The sequence below is a fragment of the Streptomyces tubbatahanensis genome (assembly GCF_022699385.1).
In the GTDB taxonomy this organism is placed as follows: domain Bacteria; phylum Actinomycetota; class Actinomycetes; order Streptomycetales; family Streptomycetaceae; genus Streptomyces; species Streptomyces diacarni.
Genome location: NZ_CP093846.1, coordinates 2,249,619 through 2,274,228, shown reverse-complemented (window position 1 = coordinate 2,274,228; position 24,610 = coordinate 2,249,619). Strand labels below are relative to the sequence as shown.

The window sequence follows — 24,610 nt, the reverse complement described above, 5'->3', positions numbered from 1 at the left end:
AAGTCGGAGCCGGTCGCGCAAGATCTGTCTTTCGCCCGATCCGCCGCGGGGCGCGGCGGAGAAGAGTGGTGCTCACCGGGCGGCGTTCGCCTTCCCTCACCCGAGGAGCATGTCATGGTCACGGCCCACCTTGGTTCGGCGGGACGCCGCACGCCGCGTCCCGCCGCCGGGCCCTCGGCTTCGACGGCGGCCGCGCGGACCTCAGGCAGTCGGCTGCGCAGACCTCAGGCAGTCCCTGCTGCGCCCCACCCGCACGCATGTACGTTCAGGAGCCCCACGTGAACCACTCAGCCACCCACCACCCGGGCCCGGCGGGGTACGCGCACCCCGCCGGCACGTCGGCGATCGAGGCCCACGGGCTCGGCAAGAAGTACCGGCGCGGCTGGGCGTTGCGCGAGGTGTCCTTCCGGCTGCCCGCGGGGCGGGTGTGCGGCCTCGTCGGCCCCAACGGGGCGGGCAAGTCGACCCTGATGAGCCTGGTCACCCACATGATCCAGCCGACGACCGGCGCCCTGCGGGTGTTCGGCGAGGCACCGGGTTCGCAGGGGGCGGTCCGGCGCACCGCGTTCCTGTCCCAGGAGAAGCCGCTGTTCCGGCGCTTCACCGTGGCCGAGACCCTGCGGCTCGGCCGCGAGCTCAACCCCCGCTGGGACCAGGGTGTCGCGGAAGGGATCGTCAGCGCGGGCCAGGTGCCGCTGACGGCGCGGATCGGGACTCTCTCCGGCGGGCAGCGCACCCGCGTCGCCTTCGCGCTGGCCTTCGGGAAACGCCCCGACCTGCTCATCCTCGACGAGCCGATGTCCGATCTCGACCCGCTGGTCCGCCGTGAACTCATGGAGACGCTGACGGCGGAGGCCGCGCAGCACGGCACGACGGTACTGGTGTCCTCGCACATGCTCGCCGAGCTCCAGTACATCTGCGACTACCTCCTCGTCGTCGCGAACGGCGGACTGCGGCTCGCGGGCGAGGTCGACGAACTGCGCGCCGCGCACGCCCTGCTCGCCGCCCCGGACGGCGGCCCGTCGCCCCACCTCGCACCGCACCGGGTCATCGAGTCCCGCGGCGCCGTCGGGGCCCGGGGCGCCGTCGGGGCCCGGGGCGAGGAGGGCAGGACCGGCGTCCTGGTGCGCCTCGGCGGGCCGGTCGAGTACGGCGCGCCGGCCGCGCCACCCACCCTGGAGGAGCTTCTCCTCGGCTATCTGCGGTCGCCCGACGTGCCTGCGCTGATCGCCCCCAGCGCCCAGCCCGGCGACATCCACGACATCCTCACCCGCGACCAGCCCGAGACGGTGACAGCATGACGACCCCCACCCTTGATCCGACCCCCTCGGCACCCGCGGTGCCGCCCCGCGAAGGACGCGCCTCCCGGCGGTCCGTACCCCGGCTCTCCGGTACGGCCTGGCTCGTCTGGCGCCAGCACCGGGCCGCGTACTGGACCCTCATCGGCCTCACCCTCGTGGGCGTGGTCGCCATGGTCTGGCTGCGCGGGCAGCTGATGGACCAGCTGAACGCCCTGGACGCGTCCGGGCGGAAGTCGGAAGGACTGCCGCCCGACTTCGAGAAGTACACCAACCGCCTGTTCACCTTCGGAAGTTTCCTGGGCTACGTCCCCGTCCTGCTCGGTGTCTTCCTCGGCGCCCCGCTGATCGCCGGTGACCTGGAGTCCGGCACCGCCAAGCTGGTGACCTCCCAGTCCGTCAGCCGACTGCGGTGGCTCACCACGAAGCTCGTCATGACCGCCGGGCTGATCGCGCTGTGCACCGCTGTTCTCGGCGCGGTCTTCACCTGGTGGTGGGGCCCGCTCAGGGGGCGCGCCGACACCCTGGAGTGGACCAGCAACGTCTTCTTCGACGGCACGGGGCCCGTGCCCGTGGCCTACGCGCTGCTCACGTTCTCGGTGGGCGTGGCGGTCGGCATGGTGCTGCGCCGCACGCTGGTCTCGATGGTGGTCACGCTCGGCGTCGTCGGGGCGCTCAGCGTGGTGTGGGACCGGTTCCGCCTGGACCTGGGCCACGTCATGACGGCCACCACGCACAACGGCGGCGACGGCGGGCTTCCGACCCTGCCCGACCAGGCGGTGCAGCAGGGCCAGGGCGCGTACTTCCTCACCAGCTCGGGCCAGAAGCTGGACTGGACGACGTGCCTGGCTCAGCAGGAGCACACCAAGGCGCACACCGCGTGCCTGGAGTCCAAGGACGTCATCGGCCGGGCCGTCGACTACCTGCCCGTCTCCCAGATGCACACGATGCAGTGGCTCGGAGCCGGCCTCATGCTCGCCGTCACCGCCGCCGTCGTCGCCTTCGTCCTGACCTGGGGCCGCGGGCGACTGCTGTGACACATGCCAGGGCACCGAGGGGCCGGCTCGGCGACGAGCCGGCCCCTCGGCGCGTCCTGGCCCGCGCCCCGCACCGGCCGCGTCCCGCCGCGTCCCGCCGCTGCCCGGCCCGGCCCGGGCCGGCACCGGCACCGGCGTCCGGCCGTCCGCTCAGGCCCGCTGCGAGCCGCCAGGCGCCGGCGCCGGCCTCATCTCGAGCGGGACGCCCAGCCGGTTGAAGGCGTTGATCAGGGCGACCTGGGCGACGAGGTGGCCGCGCTCCGCCTCGTCGGGGAAGTGCTCGCACACCTCCTGCCACAGCGCGTCGGCCACCCGTACCTGCCGGGTGACCGCCTCGGTGTAGGCGAGGGCGGCCCGCTCCCGCGCGGTGAACAGCTCCGACTCCTCCCACACCGGCAGGTGGTCGAGCCGGCTTTGGCTCTCGCCCGCCCCGCGCGCCTGGCGGGTGTGCAGGTCCACGCAGAAGACGCAGCCGTTGAGCTGGGAGGCGCGGATCTTGGCGAGTTCGCGCACCGTCGCGTCCAGCGGCCCGGCGTCGAGCGCGCCCTGGGCCTGGCCGAGCGCCTTGTAGGGCTCGGGAGCCGCCCTCCCCATGTCGAGACGTGCCATCGTTACTCCTCGCTCGTGCGCCACGGCGCGGCGCCCCCTCCGTTGCCCGGGGCGCCGCGCCCTCTCGTCAGGGAGACGAGCCGACGGGCCCCCGGGTAACGGCGCCGGTACCCCGCACATTCCGGCACGGCGCCGGCACGGCGGCTCTTCACGGCCGCAGTTCGGCCGTCACGCACTTGACGCTGCCGCCGCCCTTGAGCAGTTCGGTGAGCGCGACGGGCACGGGTTCGTAACCCCGGGCGCGCAGCGGTGCGAAGAGGCCTGTGGCCGCTTCGGGCAGGAAGACGTGGTGGCCGTCGCTGACGGCGTTGAGGCCGAGCGCGAGCGCGTCGGACTCGTCGGCGAGCAGCGCGTCGGGGAACAGCCGCGCGAGCACGGCCCGGCTGCCGGAGGAGAACGCGGCCGGGTGGTAGAGCACGTCCTCGGTGTCCGGGTCGAGGACGCACAGCGCCGTGTCGAGGTGGTAGTAGCGGGGGTCGACCAGGTCGAGGCCGATGACGGGCCGTCCGAAGAACTCCTGTGCCTCCCCGTGGGAGAGCGGGCTGCTGCGGAAGCCGCGCCCGGCCAGCAGCCAGGAGGCGGTGACGGCGAAGTCGCCCTCGCCCTCGTTGATATGGGCGGGTTCGGTGACGTCGCCGAAGCCGTGCGCGCGGTACCAGGCGCGGTGGGCCCGGGCTTCGGCGGCGCGTTCGGGGTGGGCGAACCGTGCGCCCAGTACCCGGCCCTCGATGACGGTGGCGCCGTTGGCGGCGTACACCATGTCGGGCAGCCCTGGCACCGGGTCGAGGAGCTCGACGGTGTGTCCGAGCGTGCGGTAGCGGTCGCGCAGCGCCTCCCACTGGGCGAGCGCGAGGGGGAGGTCCACGGGCTTGGCGGGGTCCATCCAGGGGTTGATGGAGTACGTGACGCGGAAGTGGACCGGAGGGCACATCAGATAGCGACGGGTTGCGTACATCTCGGGCTCCTCAGGGGCGGTGCACACGATGCGGTATGCCGATGATTCCCCCTGAGGAGCCCTTTTGCGCGGGTAGTCGGACAACTGAGCGCCGGGGCGGCCCTGTTGTGCGGGCTCGCTCGCGGGTGTCCCGTCTCAGTCGCGCGACTCGCGCAGTCTGCGGAGCAGTTCGCGCTTCTGGGTGAGCGGATCGGCGGTGCCGCCGGGGCCGTGGCCGCCGTGCCCGCCGTCGCCGCGCAGTTGCGTGCGGGACAGGTGGGAGCGGGTCCCGCCGACGCCCAGCATCTTTCCGCCGCGTCCCTTGCTCATGAGGGTCTCCTCTCGTCGTGTCCACGGGTGGTCCGTCAGGCAACGGGGGGCCGAGACGTATCGTCTCGCCCTGTCACCCTCCGAGGATGCGGCGAGACGTCTCGTCTTGTCAAGACGGTTCGTCTCGTCTCTGTCCGCTGCTAGATTCGAGCCATGTCACCCACGACCGCGAAGACCCCCGACGTCTCCCGCCGCAGCGAACGCTCCCGCACGGCGATCCTGCGGGCCAGCATGGAGCTCGTCGGGGACGTCGGGTACCCGAAGCTGACCATCGAGGCCATCGCCGCCCGGGCGGGCGTCGGCAAGCAGACGATCTACCGCTGGTGGCCGTCGAAGGCGGCCGTGCTGCTCGACGCGTTCACCGAGGTCGTCCACGACGACGACTACCAGGGCGGTCTGCCCGACACCGGCGACATCGAGGCCGATCTCAAGACCGTGCTGCGTGCCACCGCCGACGAGTTCTCCGACGCCGCGTTCGAGGCGCCCTACCGCGCACTGGCGGTCGCCTCCGCCGCCGACGCCGCCCTCGCCGAACAGTTCGTGGCCCGGCTCCAGGAACCCGGCCTGGAGGTCTACGTCAGGCGGCTGCGCGCCGGGCAGGAGGCCGGCCAGATCGACCCCGGCCTGGATCTCGGCCTCGCCGTCGAGATGCTGCTCGGCCCGTTCCAGCAGCGCTGGCTCACCCGCTCGGGTCCGCTCACCCACGAGTTCACCGACCGGCTGGTCGAGCTGGCGCTGCGGTCCTTCGCGCCCCGCGGATGACGCCGCCCCCGCCGTCGCCCGCCTACGGACGGGCGGCCGCCGGTGCCAGGCTGCCCGGCTTGTCCGTGACGATGCCCTCGCAGCCCAGCTTCAGCATCCGGTCGCGGTCGGCGCGGCTGTTGACCGTGTGCGACCACACGTACGGGATGCCCGAGCGCACCGCCTTGCGCACGTGCCGGTCGGCCGTCTCGTGGTCGACGCTGAGCATGGTCACGTACGACTTCCAGCGCTCCGGTCTGTCCTCGGCCATCTGCCGCGCCGAGCGCCACACGGCCGTCAGCAGACCCCGTGCGTGCGCCCGCTCGGCGACCTGGGGATCGTTGGACTCCACCAGCACGGAGTGGGACAGGTGCCGCTCCCGGATGAGCCGCGCCAGCCGCGGCAGCCCGGCCGGGTCCTTCAGCTCCAGCATCAGCAGGCCCTTCCCGCCGAACCGCTCCAGGATCTCGCGCACCGACGGCGGCCGCTCGGGGCGCCAGTGTCCCGGCAGCCCGCGCTGGGGGGTGATCCTGACGTCCTGCCAGTCGTTCCAGTCCAGCGCGCTCACCTTGCCTCTCTTGTCGGTGGTGCGGTCGAGCGTCGCGTCGTGCATGGCCACGAGCGTGCCGTCGCGCAGCTGCCGGATGTCGGTGTCCAGCACCCGCGCATAGCCGCGCCGGAACGTCGCGGCGAGCCCCTGCATGCTGTTCTCCGGCACCTCCTTGGCGCCGCCCCGGTGCGCCGTGACGGTCGTGCCGGTCAGCTGGGGGGTGCCCGGCAGCCGCGCGCCGGCCCCGCCGTCGCTGTCCGCGCCGGCCTCCTCGGGCCCCGGCCGGTCCCGGCCGGCCTCCGCAGGCACGGCCGCCCCGGAGGCTTCCGCCGTAGCCGTAGCCGTAGCCGTAGCCGTAGCCGTAGCCGTAGCCATAGCCGCCGTCGCCTCGTCGGCCCCCACCGCCGGCGCCGCCAGCGCGACCGCGAGCGCCACGGGGACCAACCGCACCATAGGGACGAAAACCGCCTTTGTGACCATGGACCCAAGCTAGAGGGGACCCGGACGATTCGCCGGGCAGGGCGCCCGCCCGGGTGGTCCTCACGAGTGACGCGGCCGACCCCGCGTGCCCGATCGCGCGACGGACAGCGCAGGATAGGGGGAGTCATCCGTGATCCGCGGATTCCCCCTCAGCGCGCCGACGCGCTGCGTACCCTCGGAATGCACGATGCGCCCTGGCACCACAGTCGCGGAGTGAGGCGGTAGATGGAACGCGAGAGCAGGATCGCCCAGTGGCTGCGCCGCCGGGCCACCCGGGCGGAAGCCGCGCGCGGCGGCGACGGTTCCCCCGCGTCTCCCGCGCAGTCGGCCGACGGGCGCGCGCCCCGGTCACGCCGCTGGTCACCACGCGGCGGCCGAGCGGCCGCGGGCGCCGGCGAGGCCGCCGAAGAGCGCGCGGACCTCCTGCTCACAGCCGCCGAGGCGGGCTTCCCCCTCGCCCCCGCGGCCCACCCCTCCGGATACGGCTGCTCCTGCGTACGGATCGGCTGCCCCACCCCCGGACGGCACCCCGTCTCCTTCGCCTGGCAGACCCAGGCCACCACCGACCGCGCCCAGATCGAACGCTGGCTGCGCGCCGAGCCCCAGGCCAACTTCGTCACCGCCACGGGCCGTGCCCACGACGTCCTGGACGTGCCCGCCGAAGCCGGGTACGCGGCGCTGGCCCGGCTGGAGGAGCGGGAGCGCGACGCGGCCGCGGACGGCGCCCCGGGCGGCGAGGCCCACTCCGGCGACCCCGCGGGCGCCGGCTCGGGCCCCGAAGGCGACACCGGATCCGGCGCCGCCGCCGAGCCCGTGCTCGGACCCGTCGCGCTGCTGGGCGAGGACCGGATGCTCTTCTTCACCAGGACCCGGGGCAGGCCGGAGGACGAGGACGAGTGGTGGCCCTGCGAGCTGGACAGCCACCCCGAGACGATGGAGGAGCACCCCGGGCTGCGCTGGCACTGCCGGGGCAGCTACGTGCTGCTGCCGCCCTCCCGGCTGCCCGACCAGGACGAGGGGGTGCGCTGGCTGCGGCCCCCCGCCGCCGGTGCGCAGCTTCCCGAACCCCTCACGCTCCTGGAGACCCTCACCGACGCCTGCGCGGAGTACGCCATCACCGTGGACGGCCTGGAGGAGCGGGCGCCCTGGCCGGCACGCTGAGCGCCGCGCTCCGCCCGGGACCGCGGGGCCGGACCGGTGGCGCGGGGACGGGTGCGGAGGGCTCAGCTGCCGTGCGCTGAGGTCAGGCCCTCGACGCGGCTGAGGAAGGTCACCTTGCCGTTGGACTTCTTGGTCGGCACGGTAACGGCCTGCTCCGACATCCGCACATAGGTGACCGACTGCTTCGGTTTCCCCTTCATCAACGCCTTGACCAGCGGGTTCTTGATGTCGGGGTGGTAGCCGCGCGGCAGCGTCTGCTTGTGGTGGTGGCGGGTGGCGAAGAAGACCAGGGCGCCGCCGTCCTCGGTGCGGAGCCCGAAGGGCGCGTACCGCGGCGGCTTCGCCGCCTGGTCGGCGAACTCGTTGCGCACGTTCTTGCGCTTCGCCTCCTCGACGCGCTCCTCCCGCTGCTCGCTGGTGTGCGGCCCCGCGGCGAAGTCGTCGCCCGCGCCCTCCTGGAGGTAGCGGGCGTACCGCTGGCTCAGCTCGTCGGGCGGCACGGTCAGGCCGGCGTCGCCGCCGGCGACCGGGACGGTTCTCACGTGGCCGTGCTCGTCCCTGGCGAACTCGGGTACCGCGTCGGGGTCGATCACGGACAGGTAGGAGGCCTTCCACGGCCCGTCGGCCCGGTCGCGCTGGAAGACGAACAGCCAGCGCCCCTGCCCTTCGCGGTTGCTGCGGGAGTCGGTGACGAAGAACTTGGGCCAGCCCGCCTGTTCGGGGATCAGATAGCGGGTGTCGGTCAGCTTCAGCCGGTTGTAGTCGGGGTTGCCCTTGGGCCTGACCTTCTTGCGCGAGGTGAGCCCCGCCTGGTCGATGGCGCCGAGCGCGCCGGTCTCGATCGTGGCGTTGAGTTCGACGTCGTAGGCGGTGTTGGCGCGGTTGTTCTTCTTCACGAACGCGGCGAGGACGTCGGCCGCCTCGGTCTTGCTCAGCGCGGGGACCACGGCGCTCGCACCGTGCACGGTGACGCAGCCGGTCAGCGAGGCGAGCAGCGCCCCGGCCGTCACGGTCGCCGCCAACGGTATGCGCGCCGGCCCCCGAGTCCTCGTCCCCTTCACCTGTTCAACCCCTCCCGGTGCTGTTGGCGAACGTGACCCTACCTTGCGGGGTGTGGCACCTCGCGCGGTGCCTGGCACAGTAAGCGCGGCACACCGAGCGAGGGGGACACATGCCGTCGACCACACGAGCGGGCGCGTTCTCGGGGGGATTCCGTGCCGCTCTTTCGGCGTTACGGGCCGCGCAGAAGACGTCGAAAGGGGTTTCCCTCTACTCGCGGTACGTCAACCGGCCCCTCGGCCGCGTCCTGGCCGCCGCGGCGCACCGGGTGGGGCTGACGCCGAACCTGGTCACGCTGGCGAGCGCCGTGTGCAGCTTCGCGGGGATCGCGGCCGTGGCGCTGGTGCGGCCTTCGTGGGGGCTGGGGGTGGCGGTCTGGGGCGCGCTCGTCGCCGGGTTCGCGCTGGACTCGGCGGACGGGCAGCTGGCCAGGTTGCGCGGCGGTGGCAGCCCGGCGGGTGAGTGGCTGGACCACGTCGTGGACTGCGCGAAGATCGTGGCGGTGCACGCCGCCGTGCTGATCTCCTTCCACCGCTTCGGTGAACTCCCCGGCGAAGGCTGGCTGGTGCTGCCGCTGGCCTTCCAGCTGGTGGCGGTGCTGGTGTTCTTCGGCGGGCTGCTCACCGACAAGCTGCGGCCCCGCGGCGGGCCGGCGCGTGCGGCGCGGCCCCCTTCGAGGTGGCGCGCGGTGGCGCTGCTGCCGGTCGACTACGGCGTCTTCTGCCTGCTGTTCCTGCTGCTGGGCGGCCCGGAGCTGTTCCGGGCCGCCTACGCCGCGCTGTTCGGGTGCTACGCGCTCTTCCTCGTCGCGTTCGGCGGCAAGTGGTTCAGGGAGCTGTCCGCGCCGACTCGGGCGTGACGGGCTCGGGTCCGGCCAGCGCGTCGAGGGCGCGGCGGAGCTGAGTGGAGGAGGTATGCATGGTGTACGGGAAGTAGACGATCTCGACACCGACCGTACGGAAGTCCGCCTCCAGCCTGTCGCCCTTGGGCGTACCCCGCCAGTCGTCCCCCTTGAACAGGACGTCGAACCGGATCTGCTGCCAGGTGACCAGTTTGTCCGGCACCGTCTCCACGAACGCGGCGTCCACGAAGCGGATGCTGCGCACGATCTGGAGGCGTTCGACGAGCGGGATGACGCAGGGTCTGCCCTTGGCGTGCTCGGCCATCTCGTCCGAGACCACGCCCGCGACCAGGTAGTCGCAGCGTGCGCGGGCGTGCCGCAGCAGGTTGAGGTGGCCGACGTGGAAGAGGTCGTAGGCGCCGGGCGCGTAGCCCACGGTGTGCGTCATGGCTGGTCCCCCCAGGACGTGTGCCTTGCCCGGCGACGGCCGGGCGGTGCCCGCCGCCCTGCACGGCCGCGGGTCGCATCGCCGCATGCGACCACGCCGCATGCGAGCACGCTGCATGCAACCACAACCCACAGGAAACGGGGACATGTTGGGGAAACCGCGCACCGCAGGCGCTACCCTGCCGGAGGGGGACGCGGGGGGAGCTCTCAGGGGAACGAGAGGCGGACGTATGGGGGGATTTCCATGGTGAACGGCTTCGCCGCGCCCGCACGCCGGGTGCTGCTGGTGTCGACCAACTACGCACCCGAGCAGGCGGGCATCGGGCCCTACGCGGCGCAACTCGCCGAGCACTGGGCGGCACGGGACGGCTGGGAGGTGCACGTCATGGCGGGGATGCCGCACTACCCCGCCTGGCGTACCGATCCCGCCTGGCGGGGCGTGTGGCGGGCGACGGAAGTGCGTGGCGGGGTACACGTCCACCGCCGCAGGCACACCGTCCCGGCGCGGCAGACCGCGGCGCGGCGGGCGCTGTACGAGACGTCCATCCTCGCCCACGGGCTGCTCGCCCCGCCCCGCCTCGCGGGCCGCCCCGACGTGGTCGTCGCGCAGCTGCCGAGCCTCGCCGGGGGCGTGCTGGCCGCCCGGCTGGCCCGCGCCGCCGGGGTGCCGTTCGTCCCCGTCGTGCAGGACCTGATGGGGGCCGCCGCCGCCCAGAGCGGCATCCGCGGCGGTGACCGCGCCGCCTCGCTCGCGGCGGGGATCGAACGCCGGGTCCTCGCCTCCGCGGCGCTCGTCGGCGTCATCCACGACAGCTTCACCGCCCGTGTCACCGCACTGGGCGTGCAGGAGGCCCGGGTACGCACCGTCCCCAACTGGACGCACATCGCCTCGCCCGCACGCGCGCGTGCCGCCACCCGGGCCCGGCTCGGCTGGCGCGAGGAGGAGACGGTGGTGCTGCACTCCGGGAACATGGGGCTCAAGCAGGGCCTGGAGGTTCTGATCGAGGCGGCCCGCCTGGCCCCCGGGTTACGGGTCGTCCTGATGGGCGAGGGCAACCAGCGCGCCCGCCTCGCCGAACTGGCGGCCCCGCTGTCCAACGTGGACCTGCTGCCGCCCGCGGCCGAGGCCGACTTCCCCGACGTCCTGGCGGCCGCCGACGCACTCGCCGTCACCCAGCGGGCCTCCGTCCTGGACATGAGCGTGCCCTCCAAGCTCACTTCCTATTTCGCCGCAGGACGCCCCGTCCTCGCCTCCGTCGCCGCCGAGGGCGGCACCGCGCACGAGGTGCGCCGCTCCGCCGCCGGAGTCCTCGTGCCGCCCGAGGACCCGGCCGCGCTCGCCGATGCCGCCCGCGCCCTGGCCGCCGACCCGGCCCGCGCCGCCGCGCTCGGCAGCGCCGGCCGCGCCTACGCCGCAGGGCACCTCGGCCGCGAGGCGGGCCTGGCCCGCCTCACCGACCTGCTGGAGGAGGCGCTCAGGATGCGAAGGGCACGGCCGTCGCGCGCCAGACGGTCCGCGAGACCCAGGCCGCCGGCCGCGCACGGTGCGGCACGCGGGGAAGGCGCCGCGGCATGACCGCCCGTGACGGGCACCCGGGCGACGAGGCGGCGGGCTCGCCCGCGTACGACGAACCCGACCTGCTGCGCGACCAGTTCCGCCAACTCCTGCGCTACCGCTGGCTCATCGCGCTCGGCGTCGTCCTCGGGCTGCTCGGCGGCGGCTGGCTCGGCCTGCGCGGCGCCGACTCCTACGCCGCCACCACCGAGATCACCGTCCGCCCGCTGCCCACCGACAGCAGCGGCGAGAGCACCTCGGCCGGCGAGATCAGCATGGGCTCCGAGCGGCGCACGGCCTCCAGCAGCGTCGTCGCCGAGCGCGCGGCCCGCGCCCTGGACACCCGCGCCGAGCCCGCTCGGCTGCTCGACGACCTCCAGGTCACCAACCCGCCAGAGACCCGCATGCTGCGCTTCGCCTACACCGCGCACAGCCCGGGCGCCGCCGCACGCGGCGCCGACGCCTTCGCGCACGCCTACCTCGACAACCGCGAGAAGGACGCGGCCGACCGCGTCGCCGACATGGTCGACCGCTACGAGAAGCAGCGGGCACCGCTGACCAAGGAACGCGACCGGCTGGCCGAGGAGATCGCCTCATCCGGCAAGGAGGGAGCGCTCGACGGCACCCTGTCCGCGCACTCCTCCGTCGTCAGCCGCATCGCCGAGATCAACGGCCGGATCAGCGACCTGCGCGCCGAGGACACCACACCGGGCCGCGTCGTCACCGAGGCCGCCCCGCCCACCGCACCCTCGGGCCCCGGGCTGCCGCTGATGCTCGGGCTCGGTGCCGCCGTCGGCGTCGGCCTTGGCCTGCTCGCCGCCTGGGTACGGCTCGTCTTCGACCCGGCCGTCCGCACCCCGGGCGACGTCGTGCGCGCCCTGCACGCCCCCGTCCTGGGCACCCTGCCGCGCCGCAGACGCCGCGGCCGCCGCCAGGAGCGGCGCTCCCTGCTGGCCGACGGCCGGCTCGCGGAGGAGTACCGTTCGGTCGCCTTCCGGCTGGCCTACGACGAGACGTTCGCGCGCCGCCGCCGCGTCCTCGTCGTCTCGCCGCGCGGCGGCATCGCCACCGCACTGGCCGCCTCCGTGAACCTGTCCGCCTCCTTCGCCGAAATGGGCAGGGAGGTGCTGCTCCTGGAGGCCGACCTGCGCACTCCCTCGCTGACCGAACGGCTGCGGCAGGCCGACGGCATCCAGCCGGGGTGGGCCCGCGCCCCCGGGCACGGCACCATCGGCTGGCCCGCGGGGCACCGCATCCCCATCGACGCGGGCGAGTCCGGCGTCTTCGACCTCGTCCCCGGCTACCGCGTCAGCAAGGTCTCCCGCGCACTGACCTCCTCCGCCGTCACCCAGCTGATAGGGCACGCCGACGAGCGCGACGGGGTGCTGCTCGTCCTCGCCCCCGCCGTGCTCTCGTACGCCGACGCCATCGCGCTCATCGACCGGGTCGACTGCGTGCTCATCGTGTGCGACCCGCGCGAGGTGCGGCGGGACGACCTCGCGCGCGTGCGGGAACTCGTCGCGGGGGCGGGCGGCTCCGTGCTGGGCGCGCTGCTGCACGGGGAGGGCGCGGGGCCCGCCGCCCCGCGCGGCGGTGCGGCGCCGCCGCCCTCGTCGCCCGCGCGCAGGGCCCACGCGGGCCCGCGCGAGGCCGAGTTGACCCGGCAGGGTGTCGCCCTGCGCGTGACGGGCCGGTGACGCGGCCCGGGGAAGCACCGCGCCCCGAGCGACGGCCAGGGCACGCGCGCGAAGCCCCGGGGGGCCGGGGCGGAACGGGAGGGCGGGCGGGAGCGGGGACACCGCGGCGAGGGCGGCCCACCCGCACGGCCGCCCTCGCGTGCAGCGTCGCCGACCAGGGCGTGGCGGCTCTGACCAACATCGCGGTGCTCGTCGTCGCCGCCCGCCAGTCGACGGTGCACGCCTTCGCCACGTTCTCCCTCGTCTACACCGTCTTCACCGTCGTGCTCGGCCTCACCGTCGCGTACGTGGGCCAGGCCCTCGTCCTGGAGAAGGGCGACCCGACCGGCGTGGCCGGAGCGTGCCGCTCGGCGGTGGCGTTCACCGCACCGGCCTCGGCCGCGCTCGGCCTGCCCACGGCAGCGGTGCTGTGGGCCGCGGGCGGCGGCGGAACGGCCACGGCGCTGGCCGCACTCGCGCTCGTGCTGCCGCTCGTCCTCACCCACGAGACCACCCGCTACGCCTTCGCCGCCCTGCACCGTCCCCACCACGCGCTCGGCGCCGACCTGCTCCGCCTGGCGGTGGCGGTGCCCGCGCTGGCCGTCCAGCCGCACGGCGCGAGCGCGCACCGGCTGCTGCTGGTCTGGGGACTGGCCACGCTGCCGGCACTGGCCGCGGCCTCGCTGCTGCTGCGCCGGCACACCCGGGGCGCGGGCCAGGACCCGGCCCGCTATCTGCGCGCCGGGCATTTGGGACGCAGGTTCGCCGTGGAGTTCGGCGTCGGCAACGCGGGCACGCAGCTCGCGATCATCGGCCTGGGACTGGTGGCCAATCCGCTCGCGGTGGGCGCGCTGCGCGGCGCGGCCACGCTCTACGGCCCGTTGAACGTGCTGTTCAACGCGGCCACCGGGTTCGGCCCGCCGCTCCTGCACCGCGCCGGCGGCGACCGGCGGGCCGCCCGCACCGCGTGCGCCGCCGGGGGAGTGCTGGCCGTGGCGGCGGCCGCGTGGACGGCGGTGCTGGTACTGCTGCCCGGCGCGTACGGGCGGGCGCTGCTGGGGGACACGTGGTCGGCCGCCGCCCGGCTGCTGCCCGCGACGGGCAGCCAGTACGCGGCGATGGCGCTGGGCACGTGTGGGCTGCTGGCCCTGCGGGTGCTGCGTCCGCGCACCACGCTGCCCATCCAACTCGTCTTCTCCCTCGCGTCCGTCGGCTGCATGCTCGGCGGGTACGCGCTCGGCGGGGTGCTCGGCGCCGCCTGGGGACTGTGCGCGGGCTCGGCGGCGAAGTGCGCGGCGAGCTGGTCGCGGGCCGTGCGGGTGCTGCGCGCGGGGGAGCGGGCCGAGGCCGGGGCCCTCACCTCGGCGAGCGCCGCGCCCGGCGGTCCTCGCGGAGCGTCGTGACGAACAGGACGCACAGCGCGGCGATGGCCACCCGGCCCATGCCCTGGAGCAGCGAGCCGCGCAGCAGGATGAAGCTGTACCCGGCGACGAGGGGCACGACGACGGCCGTGATGCTGCCGGGACCGGCCCGGCTCCCGGGCGCACCCGGGTGGGACGTCGCGGCGGCGCCGTCCTCGGCCGTGCGCCGCGCGTAGCGCCGGTCCGCGCGTGCGGCACCGTAGCCGACGGCGGCGAAGCCCAGCGCCATGCCGTAAGGGCCGAAGTCGAGCCAGAGCTCCGCCCACAGCGGGGAGGAGAGGTTCGGGTAGGGCATGCCCATCCACGTGCCGACGCGGGTGCCCGGGTCGTGGGGCTTGTCCTTCCACACCGAGCGGGGCACGAAGAACAGCGCGGTGCCGCTCAGTTGACGCCCCAAGCTGTGCCCCTCACCCGAGCCGACGAAGGTGACGGTGTTGGCGACCATGCCCACCTGGTCGTAGTCCTTCATGGTGAGCGGCTCCAGCAGCGAGTCCGTCGAGCGGCTGGGCCGGTCTGTGCCCTCCTCGTAGCGGAACCGGTCGGCGAAGGGGAAGACGACCAGCGCGATCGCCACCCCGGTGGCCAGCGCGGCCCGGTACATCACGGGGCTGCGCGGGAACGCGGTGAACAGCAGCGAGAACAGCACCGTCAAAAACCAGTAACGCGGGTTGGACACCGGGTTGTTGACGACGACGTTGAGCGCCAGCATCGCCAGCCACAGCACGGGCACCAGCGGGCGGCGGCGCGCCGCCCGGGAGACGACCAGCCAGCGCGTGAGGAACAGCAGCGCCAGCAGCGCCGGCACGGTGCCGAAGCCGCGCAGGAACGCCGAGCCCGCCTGCGAGGCGGCCTCCGCGTTCGCCGCGCCCAGACTCTCCCTGAGCTCCTCGCGGTTGGAGAAGAAGACCGCGGGCCCGCCCAGCGTGCCGATCAGCAGGCCGCTGCACGCCAGCGCCAGTGCGCACAGCGCGTACAGGCGCCGGGTGTGGACCCGCGCGTGCGGCCTGCGGCGCTCCTGCATGCGGCCGCGCAGCGGTGGCCGGTGCCGCGCCACCAGCGCGCCCACGTCGAAGGCCACCATCCCGGCCAGGACGAGCGCCGAGGCGAGCACCGTGTCCGCGCGCGGGCCCACCACCGGTGTGGGGGTGCGGTCCAGCACCGTCTGCGCCAGGGGTGCGATGCCCATCGCGATGTAGCCGAACAGCCAGAACGCGCCCTGGATCAGGCGCCGGTGCGCGGTCAGCACCATGGCCGCCAGGCGGGTGCCCGCGTACGCGCAGGTGGCCGTCTGCAACCAGTAGACCGCGTCGTGGGGTCCAGGGCCCGGCTGGGTGGCGACCGCCGCGGGGAGCACCGCCACGAGCGCCGCGACCAGCGGAATGGCGAGGGCGCGGGAGAGGACGGCGCGCGGGGCGGTGGGGGAGGGGAGGTGGTCGGGTGGCGCGGCGGTGCCGGCAGGCGCGCTCATGCTTCCCGCCCCCGCCGTACCCCCGAGGAGGAACGGGACCGTGCCCCCGAGGAGGAACGGGACCGTGCCCCCGAGGAGAAACGGGAAAGCTCGGAGCAATTGCGGGCAAAGCCGGTAATATGCCTGCCAGTGGCGAGGGAGGGGACACCGATGAAAGCGCTGCACGTCGTGACGCTGCACACGCCCACGCACGACTTCGGAGGGCCCACGCGCGTGGCCCTCAACCTGTGCCGGGGCTTACGGGAGGCGGGCGAGGGCGCGGCCCTGGTCGCCCTCGGGGACGGCTTCCCACCGGGTGCGCTGCCCCGCACGGTGGACGGCGTACCCGCCAGGCTCTTCCCGGCCCGGCACGTGCTGCCCCGGTTCGAGGTCAGCGGCATCACGTCCCCCGCTCTGCTCGCGGCGGCCCCCCGCCTGCTCCGCTCGGCGGACGTGGTGCACGTCCACCTGATGCGCGATCTGGTCACGCTTCCCGTGGCGATGATGGCAGCCCGCATGGGCCGCCCGCTGGTGTTGCAGACACACGGCATGATCGACCCGACCGAGAAACGCGTGGCGAAGGCCGTGGACGTGCTGGGCCTGCGCTGGGTGCTCGGACAGGCCGACGCGGTGCTCCACCTGACCGGAACCGAGCGGGAGTTGACCGAGGCCGTGGCGGCGCCCGGCCCGATGGGGCCCGCGTACCGGCTGGTCAACGGGGTGGCGCCGCAGCCACCGCGCCCCCGGCCGCGAGCCGGGCGGCCGCCCACGGTGCTGTACTGCGCGCGGGTCCAGGAGGGCAAGCGGCCGCAGGACTTCGTCGGGGCGATGCCCACGGTGCTGGCCGCGTGCCCCGAGGCCCGGTTCGTCCTCGCGGGCCCCGACACGGGGGCGCTGGCCGGCGCCTTGCTGGCGCTGGCCGACTCGCTGGGCGTGGGCCACGCGCTGGAGTACGTCGGCGCGCTGGACCACGCGGGCGTCATGGAACGGCTCCGCTCCAGCGACGTGTTCGTGCTGCCCTCCGTCAAGGACGCGTTCTCCGTCTCGGTGCTGGAGGCGCTGTCGGTGGGGCTGCCCGTCGTGGTGACCCGCACCAGCGGTCTGGCGCCCGACGTGGCGGCGGCCGGGGCGGGCCGGCTGGTGGACAGCGCACCGGAAGGACCCGGCGCCGCGGAGAACGGGGCCAGGGTGGGCCGGGCCGTACTGGAGCTGCTGGACCCGGCGGCGGGCGAGGCCGCCTCCCGCGCGGCGTGGCGGCTGGCGCGCGACAGCTTCACCCTGGACGCGGTCGTGGAGACGCTGCGCGGGGTGTACGCGGCGGCGTGTGAGCGGGTCAGTGCCGCCCCCTCGTCCCGGGCCCCGCACCGGCGTCCTGCGGATCGGCGGCCTCGCGTGCCTTGAGCCCGATCTGCCACCGGTAGAAGCTCATCGCGAGCGCGTAGTCGAGCCCGGCGCGTCCGTCGAGGAAGCCGCGCCGGTAGACGTAGGCGTAGGCGAAGGACACCAGCGGCTTGAGCGGGGCCCGGTGGAAGAGGCGGCCCTGGCGGGTCTTGGCCTGCCGGATCTGCTCCCGCACCCGCGGATGCCCCTCCAGCCAGGCCTCCCAGTCCGAGTAGCGGTTGTGCCGCTCGAACCAGGTACGGACCGGATCGAGGTCCCGGTGTTCGAGGGGCGCGGTCAGACGGGCGGTCGTCGGGGCGAGCGGCTGGTAGTGGCCCTCCTGTTCGCCCATGCCGGGTGCGGCGAGGTCGTCGGGTTCGGGGAAGCGGCAGCGGGTGCGGTCCAGCAGCACGCGCTTGACGATCGTGTACCCGTGCCGCAGCCGGCGCCCGGCGAACCAGTAGCCCAGCGGGATGTCGAACGCGGCGGGGCGTACGGCGCGGCCCGGCGGCGGGGTGAAGACGCGCCGGATCTCGCGCAGCAGCTCCTCGCTGGGCGTCTCGTCACCGTCGAGGAAGAGGACCCAGTCGACCTCGGGGTGGACGTGGTCCAGACACCACTGCTTCTTCTTCGGGTACCGGCCGTCCCAGGTGTAGGGCACCACTTCGGCGCCCTCGGCCTTGGCGAGGGCACGGGTGTCGTCGGTGCTGTCGGAGTCGACCACCACGACGTGCGCGAAGTGGTCGATCACGGACCGTACGGTGCCCGCGATGTTGTGAGCCTCGTTCCTGGTCGGTATCGCGACGACGACGGGCAGCTTGTCCACGGCGGCTCTCTCCATGGCGTTCGGTCTCCTGGGGGCGCGGGGCGGGGTCACTTGCCCGCTGCCTCCAGCAGCGGGGCGAACTTCGGGCACAGGTGCCGGATCGCGGGTTCGGCCTGGTCGATCTCGCCCGCCTTCAGGGCGCTGATCGCGTCCTTCTCGCTGCTGTCGGCCGTCGTGGCGATCCGTTCGCAGGCGGTGCGTCCCGCCTCCAGCACGGCGGCGGGCTCCAGCCCCCGCGGCACCCGGTCGACCAGGTAGTCCTTTTCCTTCTTGGTGAAGGACCCGGTGGCGGGCGTCAGCCGGGAGCGGGGCACCTTCGCTGTGGCCTCGCCGCCGGGTGCGCCCCCGTCGTCCTCCGCGTGCGGGGCCGCGCTCGCGCCGGGCGAGGCCGTCGCGGTGGCGCCGGGGCGGCCCGCGTGGCCGGATCCCGCGCCCTCGCCGTGCTGCCGGTCGTCGTCCCCGCCGCATCCGGCCGTCAGCGCCAGGGCGGCCGCCACCAGGGCGGCCGCCGCGGCACGTGCGGCCTTGACGGTGCTCACGGCTTCCTGTAGGTCAGCGTGAGCTTGGGACCCGTGCCGCCCGACTCGCGGGCCCACAGCCACAGGCTGTCGCTGCCGGAGGAGGTCAGGGCCAGGTCGAGGGTGTCGCCCGCCGCGTCCTGGACCGCGCCCGCACGCAGCGGTACGTCGTAGTCCGTACGGGCGTCGGCCGCGCCGTCGAGGCTGCCCAGCGGCGTCTCGCCCACGGCGGGACGCTTCGCCCAGGTCACCTCCTTCTCCGACCAGGCGCCGGTCACCGGTACGACGTCCACGGTGTCGCCGCTCGCCGCGCTCGGCTCACTGCTGGTCGTGACGGTCAGCGTGGCCTCCTCCAGCGCCATCCCGCTGGGCGGCGACGGCACGTCGAAGCGCACGTAACTGGCGTACGGCGACGAGCCGCGCACCGCGAGCTGCTGGTGCGTGCCGTAGGTGGCGTTCACGGCCGCGCCGTTCACGTACGCGTCGGCCGTCGCCTCCCGCTCCAGCGTCGTCTCCGTCGGGGTACCGGGCGTCTTCACCTTCGCCGCTTCGGAGCGGGCGCTGGTGTTGGTGTCGTCGGCGTCGCTCGCCGTGATCCGGTAGGAGTAGTCGGTGCCCGGCTTGGCGGAGGTGTCGGTGAAGGTGACCGTGGGCCTCTCCCAGAACGTGGAGTCGGCCGTGACCGTGCCGACAGGCTCCTCGTCCCCGTTGCGGTAGACGCGGTAGGTCAGCTTCCGGTCGTCCAGGTCGGTGCTCGCCGGCCAGCTGACCCGCACACCCTTGGTGGTGTTGGCGGCCTTCACGCCGTCGGGCACGGAGGGCGCCCCGGTGTCCGGGCCGTTCGCGAAGCGCACCAGCCCCTGCTGGAGCCTGTTGCCGTCGCTGGTGATGCGGGTGAACGCCCCGCCCACCCACATGTAGTCCTTTCCGCCGCCGGAGGAGACGACCATGGCGCGCGGCCCGACCTGCTCGACGTTCAGCGGCCCGTCGTCGGTGTCGGGGAACCACGACAGCAGCGGTGTCGGATCGTCGACCGACTCCGCCAACAGGTGCTGGCGCTCGTGCAGTTCGGGGAACTGGCCCATGCTCTCGCAGTTGTGCGCGTGCGAGCTGCTGTAGAGCACGCCCTTGTAGACGGTCAGGTCCTGGGTGGCGCCCAGGCAGGTGTCGCGCCAGCGCTGCTCGAAGTCGTCCAGGTCGAGCGCGATCCGGCCGTCGAACACGCCGCCGCCCGTGCCCTCGTTGCCGGTGTAGATCCCGGTCTCGTCCACGTAGAGGCCCTTGACCACGCTGTTGCGGGGCACGAACCGGTTCGGGTAGCTCTTCCGCAGCGCGCCCGACGAGGCGTCCACGACCGCAAGCGCGTGCGAGTCGGCTCCGCGCACCCGTTCGAAGTCGCCGCCCAGCACCACGCTCTTCCCGTCCGGGGTGACCTCCACCGCGCGGCCCGTCTTGTCCGCGTCCGCCTTCCAGGACTTCAGCTGCCCCTCGGTGCCGACCGCCGCGAACTTGGCCCGCTTCTCCCCCTCCACCGTGGTGAAGTCACCGCCGAGGTAGACGGTGTCGTTTGTGGCGGCCAGCGCGTGCACCGGCGCCGAGACCGTCAGCTGGAAGCCGGATTTGACCTTGCAGGAGGGCAGGTCGATGGCGGCCACCCGGCTGGCGTTCGTCCCGTTGACGGCGGCGAAGTTCCCGCCCGCGTACAGCGTCTTCCCGTCCGGCGAGACCGTCAGCGCCCGCACGGTGGCCGTGCCGCTGCCCACCGTGAAGTTCAGGCGGCAGTCCGTCGGCTCGCCGGTCGCCGCGTCGAACGCCGCGAAGTTGACGGCCTCGCGCTCCTTCGCGCCCGGCGCCGCGCCCGGCGGACGGATCGCGGAGAAGGTGCCGCCCGCGAAGACCGTGCCGTTCGACTGGGCCATCGCCCACACGACGCCGTTCGTCTGCCACGTCGGTAAGGTGTCCGCGGTCATCGCCACCGGCGGTGTGAGGGCCGCCGCCTGGTGGGCGCCCCGCTCGGTGAGCGCGGGCACCGCCGTCGTGGCCGCCGCCACGGCCAGCACGGTCGCGGCCACGGCCGCCTTGCGAGCCCCCGCCGTGCGAAGGGTCCTCGTTCGTCTCACTGTGCTCCCCAATTGCTGTGGTTGATGCGTGTCCCCGGCCGGGGACACCCGGTGTCACCGGTGCTGCGTGCCCCCGGTCCGGGGGCACCCCGCGTCACCGGCGGTCGACGCGCACCGACTCACCCGACAACTCCGCCTCCAGCGCGGCGATGTCGGCCTCGACCATGACCCGCGCCAGCTCCGCCCACGTGACGCGCGGCTTCCACCCGAGCAGGTCGTGCGCCTTCGCCGCGTCACCGATGAGCGCGTCCACCTCGCTGGGCCGCTCGTAGGCGGGGTCGAACCGCACGTGCGCGCGCCAGTCGAGCCCGCCGGCGAGGAAGGCCTCCTCCAGGAAGGCCCGCACGGTCGTGGCGGACCCCGTGGCCACCACGTAGTCGTCCGGCCGCTCCGCCTGCAGCATCAGCCACATGGCCTCGACGTACTCGGGCGCGTAGCCCCAGTCCCGCACCGCGTCGAGGTTGCCGAGGTAGAGGTGGTGCTGCAGCCCGGCCCTGATGCGGGCGACGGCCCGGGTGATCTTGCGGGTCACGAACGTCTCGCCGCGGCGCGGGGACTCGTGGTTGAAGAGGATGCCGTTGGCCGCGAACAGGCCGTACGCCTCCCGGTAGTTGACCGTGGCCCAGTACCCGAAGACCTTCGCGCAGCCGTACGGGCTGCGCGGGTGGAAGGGCGTCGCCTCGTTCTGCGGGGGAGGGGCGGCGCCGAACATCTCGGAGGAGGAGGCCTGGTAGATGCGGGTGTCGATGCCGCTGGCCCGGATCGCCTCCAGCAGCCGCAGGGTTCCCATGGCGGTGACGTCGCCGGTGTAGAGCGGCGAGTCGAACGAGACGCGCACGTGGGACTGGGCGCCGAGGTTGTAGACCTCGTCGGGGCGCAGGTCGCGCAGGAGGTTGACGAGGGCGACGCCGTCGGCGAGGTCGGCGTGGTGGAGGACGAGGGAGCGGCCCTCGTCGTGCGGGTCCTCGTACAGGTGGTCGATGCGGCCGGTGTTGAAGGAGGAGGAACGGCGGAGCAGGCCGTGCACCGTGTAGCCCTTCTCCAGCAGCAGCTCGGTCAGGTACGAGCCGTCCTGGCCTGTGATGCCGGTGATCAGCGCGCTCTTGCCCGTGCTGTCGCCCAGGCTCTCGCCCGTGCTGTCGTCCGCGCTCGGGCCCACGCTGTTGCCCACGCTCTTGCCCATGTGGCGCCGCCCTCAGTGGTGTGTGTCCGTGGTGGTGGGGAGACCTGCCGTGCTCGCGGCCGGCCCCTGGATGACGGTCTCACCTGGTACGCGAGTTTCGTACTCTTTGCCGTTTATCTGTCTGTACAAGGCTGTTGGGTGGCACAATGCGACGCCATGACGCCGACGCCACGCACGACGCCCGCGCACACCACCCCGAGATCCGCCCCCGTTCCCGGCGCTGTCCCCGCCCCCGGCGCCGTCCCCGCCCCCGGGACGCTGCTGCCGGACCACGCCCGTGTGGTCGTCGCCGGCCACCGCGGACTGGTCGGCTCCGCCGTGGCCCGCCGGCTGGCGGCCGACGGCTACGAGGTGCTGACCCGCGACCGCGCCACCCTCGACCTGCGCGACGCGGCCGCCACCGCGCGCTGGCTGCGCGAGGCGCGTCCCCACGCGGTCGTCCTGGCGGCCGCCAAGGTCGGCGGCATCATGGCCAACAAGACGCATCCTGTGCCGTTCCTGGAGGACAACCTGCGCATCCAGCTCAGCGTCATCGCGGGCGCCCACGCCGCGGGCGTCCCCCGGCTGCTCTTCTTGGGCTCGTCCTGCATCTACCCCAAGCACGCCCCGCAACCGATCACCGAGGACGCCCTGCTCACCGGCGCCTTGGAGCCGACGAACGAGCCGTACGCGCTCGCCAAGATCGCGGGCATCACCCACGTCCGCGCCTACCGTGAGCAGTACGGCGCCGCCTACATCAGCGCGATGCCGACCAACCTGTACGGCCCCCGCGACAACTTCGACCTGGAGACCTCGCACGTGCTGCCCGCTCTCCTGCGCCGTTTCCACGAGGCGAAGCGGGACGGGGCGCCCGAGGTGGTGCTGTGGGGCAGCGGCACGCCGCGCCGCGAGTTCCTGCACGTCGACGACCTGGCACGGGCCTGCGTCCTGCTGCTGCGGGACTACGACGATCCCGCGCCGGTCAACGTCGGCTGCGGGCAGGATCTGACCATCGCCGCGCTCGCCGAGACCGTGCGCGACGTGGTCGGCTACCGGGGGCGCGTCACCTGGGACACGGACCGCCCTGACGGCACCCCGCGCAAACTTCTCGACGTCAGCCGCCTGTTCGCGCTCGGTTTCCGGCCGAAGGTGCCGCTGCGGGAGGGCATCCGCGCGACGTACCAGTGGTGGCAGGAGGCGGAGGTGTCCACCCTGCGGAAAGGGCACGGCGGGCAGGGAGGGCGGGGAGAGCCGGGACGGCCCGGTCGGCCCGGTCGGCCGGGTCGGCCGGGTCGGCCGGGTCGGCCGGGGGCTGCGGCGGGTGCGTAACGCTTCGGGGGTGCGCGACCCTTCCCGGGTGCGTAACGCTTCGGGGGTTCGGGGGTCCATTCAGTATGCGCCTCTTCCGTCCACCACGGCCCGCACGGTGCGGGCCAGCAGGTCCAGGTCCGTCGTCAGCGACCAGTTGTCCGCGTAGCGCAGGTCAAGCGCCAGGCTCTCGTCCCACGAGAGGTCCGAGCGGCCGCTCACCTGCCACGGCCCGGTCAGCCCTGGCCGCACCGCCAGCCTCCGCAGCGCCGTCGTCCCGTAGTCCGCCACCTCCTCAGGCAGCGGAGGCCGCGGGCCCACGAGCGACATCTCCCCGCGCACCACGTTCACCAGCTGCGGCAGTTCGTCCAGCGAGGTGCGCCGCAGCACCCGGCCCACGCGGGTGACGCGCGGGTCGGCCCGCATCTTGAACAGCGGCCCGTCCACCTCGTTGGCGGCGGCCAGCTGCGGCCGCAGCCGATCGGCGCCCACGGACATGGAGCGGAACTTCCACATGGTGAACGGCGTGCCGCGGTGGCCGACGCGGGTCTGCCGGTAGAGCGCTGGCCCGGGGGAGTCGAGCCGTACGGCCAGCGCCACGAGCGCGAACAGCGGTGCCAGCAGCGCCAGTCCGAGCGCCGCACCCACCCGGTCCAGCACGGACTTGAGCGCGAGCTGCGGGCCGCGCCGCACCGGGGGGTCGACGTGCAGCAGATGGAGCCCCGCAGCGGTGGAGGGTCGCACCCGGCGCAGCGCCACATCCGCCAGCCCGGAGGCGATGACCAGCGGCAGCCCCGCGTCCTGCACCGCCCACGTCAGCGTGCGCAACCGCTCGCCGCACAGCAGCGCCCCGGGCACCACCAGCACCGTCTCGGCCCGGTGCAGCCGGATGGCCGCCAGGACGGCCGCACCGTCGAGCGCGCCGTTGTCCTCGCCGTTCCCGGGCGGTGCGGCTTCCAGTTGCCCGGCCTCGGGAACGCCGCTGCGGGGTGCCGCTCCGCCGACCGGCACGGCACCGATGACGACGTAGGGGTGGTCCGTGCGGCTGGCCAACTGCTCCACCACCCGGTCCACGGCGCCGCCCTCGCCGACCACCAGCGCCCGCCGCACGGCGTGCGCCTGGCGGCGCTGTGCCGTCAGGTGCCGGTGCGTCATCGAACGGCATGCCGCGGTGAGGAGCGGCGCGGGTGTCAGCGCCGCCAGGGCGACAGCGGGCGGGGAGGTCTCGCCGGTCACCACGCGGACGACGGCGAGCACCCCGACGAGCGTGAGCCAGTCGTGCACCGTCGCCAGCAGCCCCCTGGTCTCACCCAGCCAGCGGCGGCCGTAGCGCTGATGGGCGGCCAGTACGCCCAGCCAGCACATGCCAACCGTCATCGAGGCGGCGGCCGTGTGCGGCTGCCCCGCGTGGTGGAAGAGCAGCGCCACGGGCAGCGCGCTCCCCAGGGCGTCGGCGGCCAGCGCCGCGGGCCGGTACCAACCGGACTTCTCCCGGCTGGCGGTGACGTCTCCGGCCGGCAGGTCACCGCTGTGTCCGCCACCGGTGCGGAGGGTCTCGGCCGGTGCGCCGCCGGTGCGGATGCTGCCTGCCCGTGCGCTGCGCAGCGGTGCCGGTACGGCTCCGGCCCCTCTGCCGGGCTCCGGCTCGGCCGGCTCCCCCACCTCGGACACAAACGCGAAGTCGCGCCGCATGAACCCCCCCAGGTACGC

22 protein-coding genes are annotated in these 24,610 nt (G+C 74.1%); 10 read left to right on the top strand and 12 right to left on the bottom strand.

All coding sequences use genetic code 11. From position 1 onward, the window contains the following. Nucleotides 1–278: 278 nt before the first annotated feature. The gene (locus MMF93_RS09765) at nt 279–1,301 is read left to right on the top strand and encodes an ABC transporter ATP-binding protein (protein WP_242750799.1); all 1,023 of its coding nucleotides are present in this window, start codon (nt 279–281) and stop codon (nt 1,299–1,301) included. Next, on the top strand, nt 1,298–2,335 hold the full coding sequence (locus MMF93_RS09760) for an ABC transporter permease subunit (RefSeq protein ID WP_242750798.1): 1,038 nt from the start codon (nt 1,298–1,300) through the stop codon (nt 2,333–2,335). Before MMF93_RS09765 ends, MMF93_RS09760 begins: the two co-directional genes overlap by 4 nt. Before the next feature lie 150 nt (nt 2,336–2,485). On the opposite strand, the gene MMF93_RS09755 is transcribed toward MMF93_RS09760, so the two are convergent. The 3 genes from MMF93_RS09755 to MMF93_RS09745 all read right to left on the bottom strand — a co-directional run bounded on the left by MMF93_RS09755 (nt 2,486) and on the right by MMF93_RS09745 (nt 4,208). After that, on the bottom strand, nt 2,486–2,944 hold the full coding sequence (locus tag MMF93_RS09755; protein ID WP_242750797.1) for a carboxymuconolactone decarboxylase family protein: 459 nt from the start codon (nt 2,942–2,944) through the stop codon (nt 2,486–2,488). Between the two features lie 148 nt (nt 2,945–3,092). Beyond that, a complete protein-coding gene (gene ddaH, locus MMF93_RS09750; protein WP_242750796.1) occupies nt 3,093–3,899 on the bottom strand; it encodes a dimethylargininase in 807 nt (268 codons plus the stop codon). Nucleotides 3,900–4,034: 135 nt separating this feature from the next. Further along, nucleotides 4,035–4,208, bottom strand: coding sequence for a DUF6243 family protein (locus MMF93_RS09745; RefSeq protein ID WP_242750795.1), 174 nt, complete (start codon nt 4,206–4,208; stop codon nt 4,035–4,037). A 153-nt stretch (nt 4,209–4,361) separates the two neighbouring features. Between MMF93_RS09745 and MMF93_RS09740 the strand changes: the two genes are divergently transcribed. Beyond that, the gene (locus MMF93_RS09740; protein WP_242750794.1) at nt 4,362–4,970 is read left to right on the top strand and encodes a TetR/AcrR family transcriptional regulator; all 609 of its coding nucleotides are present in this window, start codon (nt 4,362–4,364) and stop codon (nt 4,968–4,970) included. 22 nt (nt 4,971–4,992) lie between these two features. Here MMF93_RS09740 and MMF93_RS09735 read toward each other — a convergent pair whose 3' ends face one another. Then, nucleotides 4,993–5,808, bottom strand: coding sequence for a glycerophosphodiester phosphodiesterase (locus MMF93_RS09735; RefSeq protein WP_242750793.1), 816 nt, complete (start codon nt 5,806–5,808; stop codon nt 4,993–4,995). Between the two features lie 396 nt (nt 5,809–6,204). On the opposite strand from MMF93_RS09735, the gene MMF93_RS09730 reads away from it, so the two are divergent. Beyond that, a complete protein-coding gene (locus MMF93_RS09730) occupies nt 6,205–7,140 on the top strand; it encodes a bifunctional DNA primase/polymerase (RefSeq protein ID WP_242750792.1) in 936 nt (311 codons plus the stop codon). 62 nt (nt 7,141–7,202) lie between these two features. On the opposite strand, the gene MMF93_RS09725 is transcribed toward MMF93_RS09730, so the two are convergent. Then, on the bottom strand, nt 7,203–8,201 hold the full coding sequence (locus tag MMF93_RS09725) for an SCO2278 family lipoprotein (RefSeq protein WP_479685623.1): 999 nt from the start codon (nt 8,199–8,201) through the stop codon (nt 7,203–7,205). A gap of 110 nt (nt 8,202–8,311) precedes the next feature. Here MMF93_RS09725 and MMF93_RS09720 point away from each other — a divergent pair, with 110 nt between their 5' ends. Beyond that, nucleotides 8,312–9,058 (top strand): CDP-alcohol phosphatidyltransferase family protein, encoded by a 747-nt coding sequence (locus tag MMF93_RS09720; protein WP_242750790.1) that lies wholly within the window; start codon nt 8,312–8,314, stop codon nt 9,056–9,058. Here the strand turns inward: MMF93_RS09720 and MMF93_RS09715 are convergent. Then, entirely contained in the window at nt 9,027–9,488 is a 462-nt protein-coding gene (locus MMF93_RS09715) for an FAD synthase family protein (protein WP_242750789.1), read from the bottom strand. The two genes, MMF93_RS09720 and MMF93_RS09715, sit on opposite strands and share 32 nt — an antisense overlap. A gap of 243 nt (nt 9,489–9,731) precedes the next feature. On the opposite strand from MMF93_RS09715, the gene MMF93_RS09710 reads away from it, so the two are divergent. The 3 genes from MMF93_RS09710 to MMF93_RS09700 all read left to right on the top strand — a co-directional run bounded on the left by MMF93_RS09710 (nt 9,732) and on the right by MMF93_RS09700 (nt 14,121). Continuing rightward, nucleotides 9,732–11,063 carry a glycosyltransferase gene (locus MMF93_RS09710; RefSeq protein ID WP_242750788.1) on the top strand — a complete coding sequence of 444 codons (1,332 nt, stop codon included), beginning with the start codon at nt 9,732–9,734 and terminating at the stop codon, nt 11,061–11,063. After that, entirely contained in the window at nt 11,060–12,739 is a 1,680-nt protein-coding gene (locus MMF93_RS09705; protein WP_242750787.1) for a lipopolysaccharide biosynthesis protein, read from the top strand. Before MMF93_RS09710 ends, MMF93_RS09705 begins: the two co-directional genes overlap by 4 nt. A gap of 161 nt (nt 12,740–12,900) precedes the next feature. Next, on the top strand, nt 12,901–14,121 hold the full coding sequence (locus tag MMF93_RS09700) for an MATE family efflux transporter (RefSeq protein ID WP_242750786.1): 1,221 nt from the start codon (nt 12,901–12,903) through the stop codon (nt 14,119–14,121). Here MMF93_RS09700 and MMF93_RS09695 read toward each other — a convergent pair. Continuing rightward, entirely contained in the window at nt 14,075–15,607 is a 1,533-nt protein-coding gene (locus tag MMF93_RS09695; protein ID WP_242750785.1) for a hypothetical protein, read from the bottom strand. The two genes, MMF93_RS09700 and MMF93_RS09695, sit on opposite strands and share 47 nt — an antisense overlap. 150 nt (nt 15,608–15,757) lie before the next feature. On the opposite strand from MMF93_RS09695, the gene MMF93_RS09690 reads away from it, so the two are divergent. Continuing rightward, nucleotides 15,758–16,987: a glycosyltransferase gene (locus tag MMF93_RS09690; protein WP_242750784.1), complete on the top strand. Its 1,230-nt coding sequence runs from the start codon at nt 15,758–15,760 to the stop codon at nt 16,985–16,987. Here the strand turns inward: MMF93_RS09690 and MMF93_RS09685 are convergent. The 4 genes from MMF93_RS09685 to gmd all read right to left on the bottom strand — a co-directional run bounded on the left by MMF93_RS09685 (nt 16,920) and on the right by gmd (nt 21,613). Continuing rightward, on the bottom strand, nt 16,920–17,792 hold the full coding sequence (locus MMF93_RS09685; protein ID WP_242757419.1) for a glycosyltransferase family 2 protein: 873 nt from the start codon (nt 17,790–17,792) through the stop codon (nt 16,920–16,922). The two genes, MMF93_RS09690 and MMF93_RS09685, sit on opposite strands and share 68 nt — an antisense overlap. A 47-nt stretch (nt 17,793–17,839) precedes the next feature. Then, nucleotides 17,840–18,331 (bottom strand): hypothetical protein, encoded by a 492-nt coding sequence (locus tag MMF93_RS09680; RefSeq protein ID WP_242750783.1) that lies wholly within the window; start codon nt 18,329–18,331, stop codon nt 17,840–17,842. Continuing rightward, entirely contained in the window at nt 18,328–20,382 is a 2,055-nt protein-coding gene (locus MMF93_RS09675) for a CBM96 family carbohydrate-binding protein (protein ID WP_423835389.1), read from the bottom strand. The genes MMF93_RS09680 and MMF93_RS09675 overlap by 4 nt, the downstream gene beginning before the upstream one ends. 142 nt (nt 20,383–20,524) lie before the next feature. Next, nucleotides 20,525–21,613 carry a GDP-mannose 4,6-dehydratase gene (gene gmd / locus MMF93_RS09670; protein ID WP_242750782.1) on the bottom strand — a complete coding sequence of 363 codons (1,089 nt, stop codon included), beginning with the start codon at nt 21,611–21,613 and terminating at the stop codon, nt 20,525–20,527. Between the two features lie 156 nt (nt 21,614–21,769). Between gmd and MMF93_RS09665 the strand changes: the two genes are divergently transcribed. Then, entirely contained in the window at nt 21,770–22,921 is a 1,152-nt protein-coding gene (locus MMF93_RS09665) for a GDP-L-fucose synthase family protein (RefSeq protein WP_274709441.1), read from the top strand. 60 nt (nt 22,922–22,981) lie between these two features. Here MMF93_RS09665 and MMF93_RS09660 read toward each other — a convergent pair whose 3' ends face one another. Next, nucleotides 22,982–24,592: a sugar transferase gene (locus tag MMF93_RS09660; protein ID WP_242750781.1), complete on the bottom strand. Its 1,611-nt coding sequence runs from the start codon at nt 24,590–24,592 to the stop codon at nt 22,982–22,984. Nucleotides 24,593–24,610 lie beyond the last annotated feature (18 nt).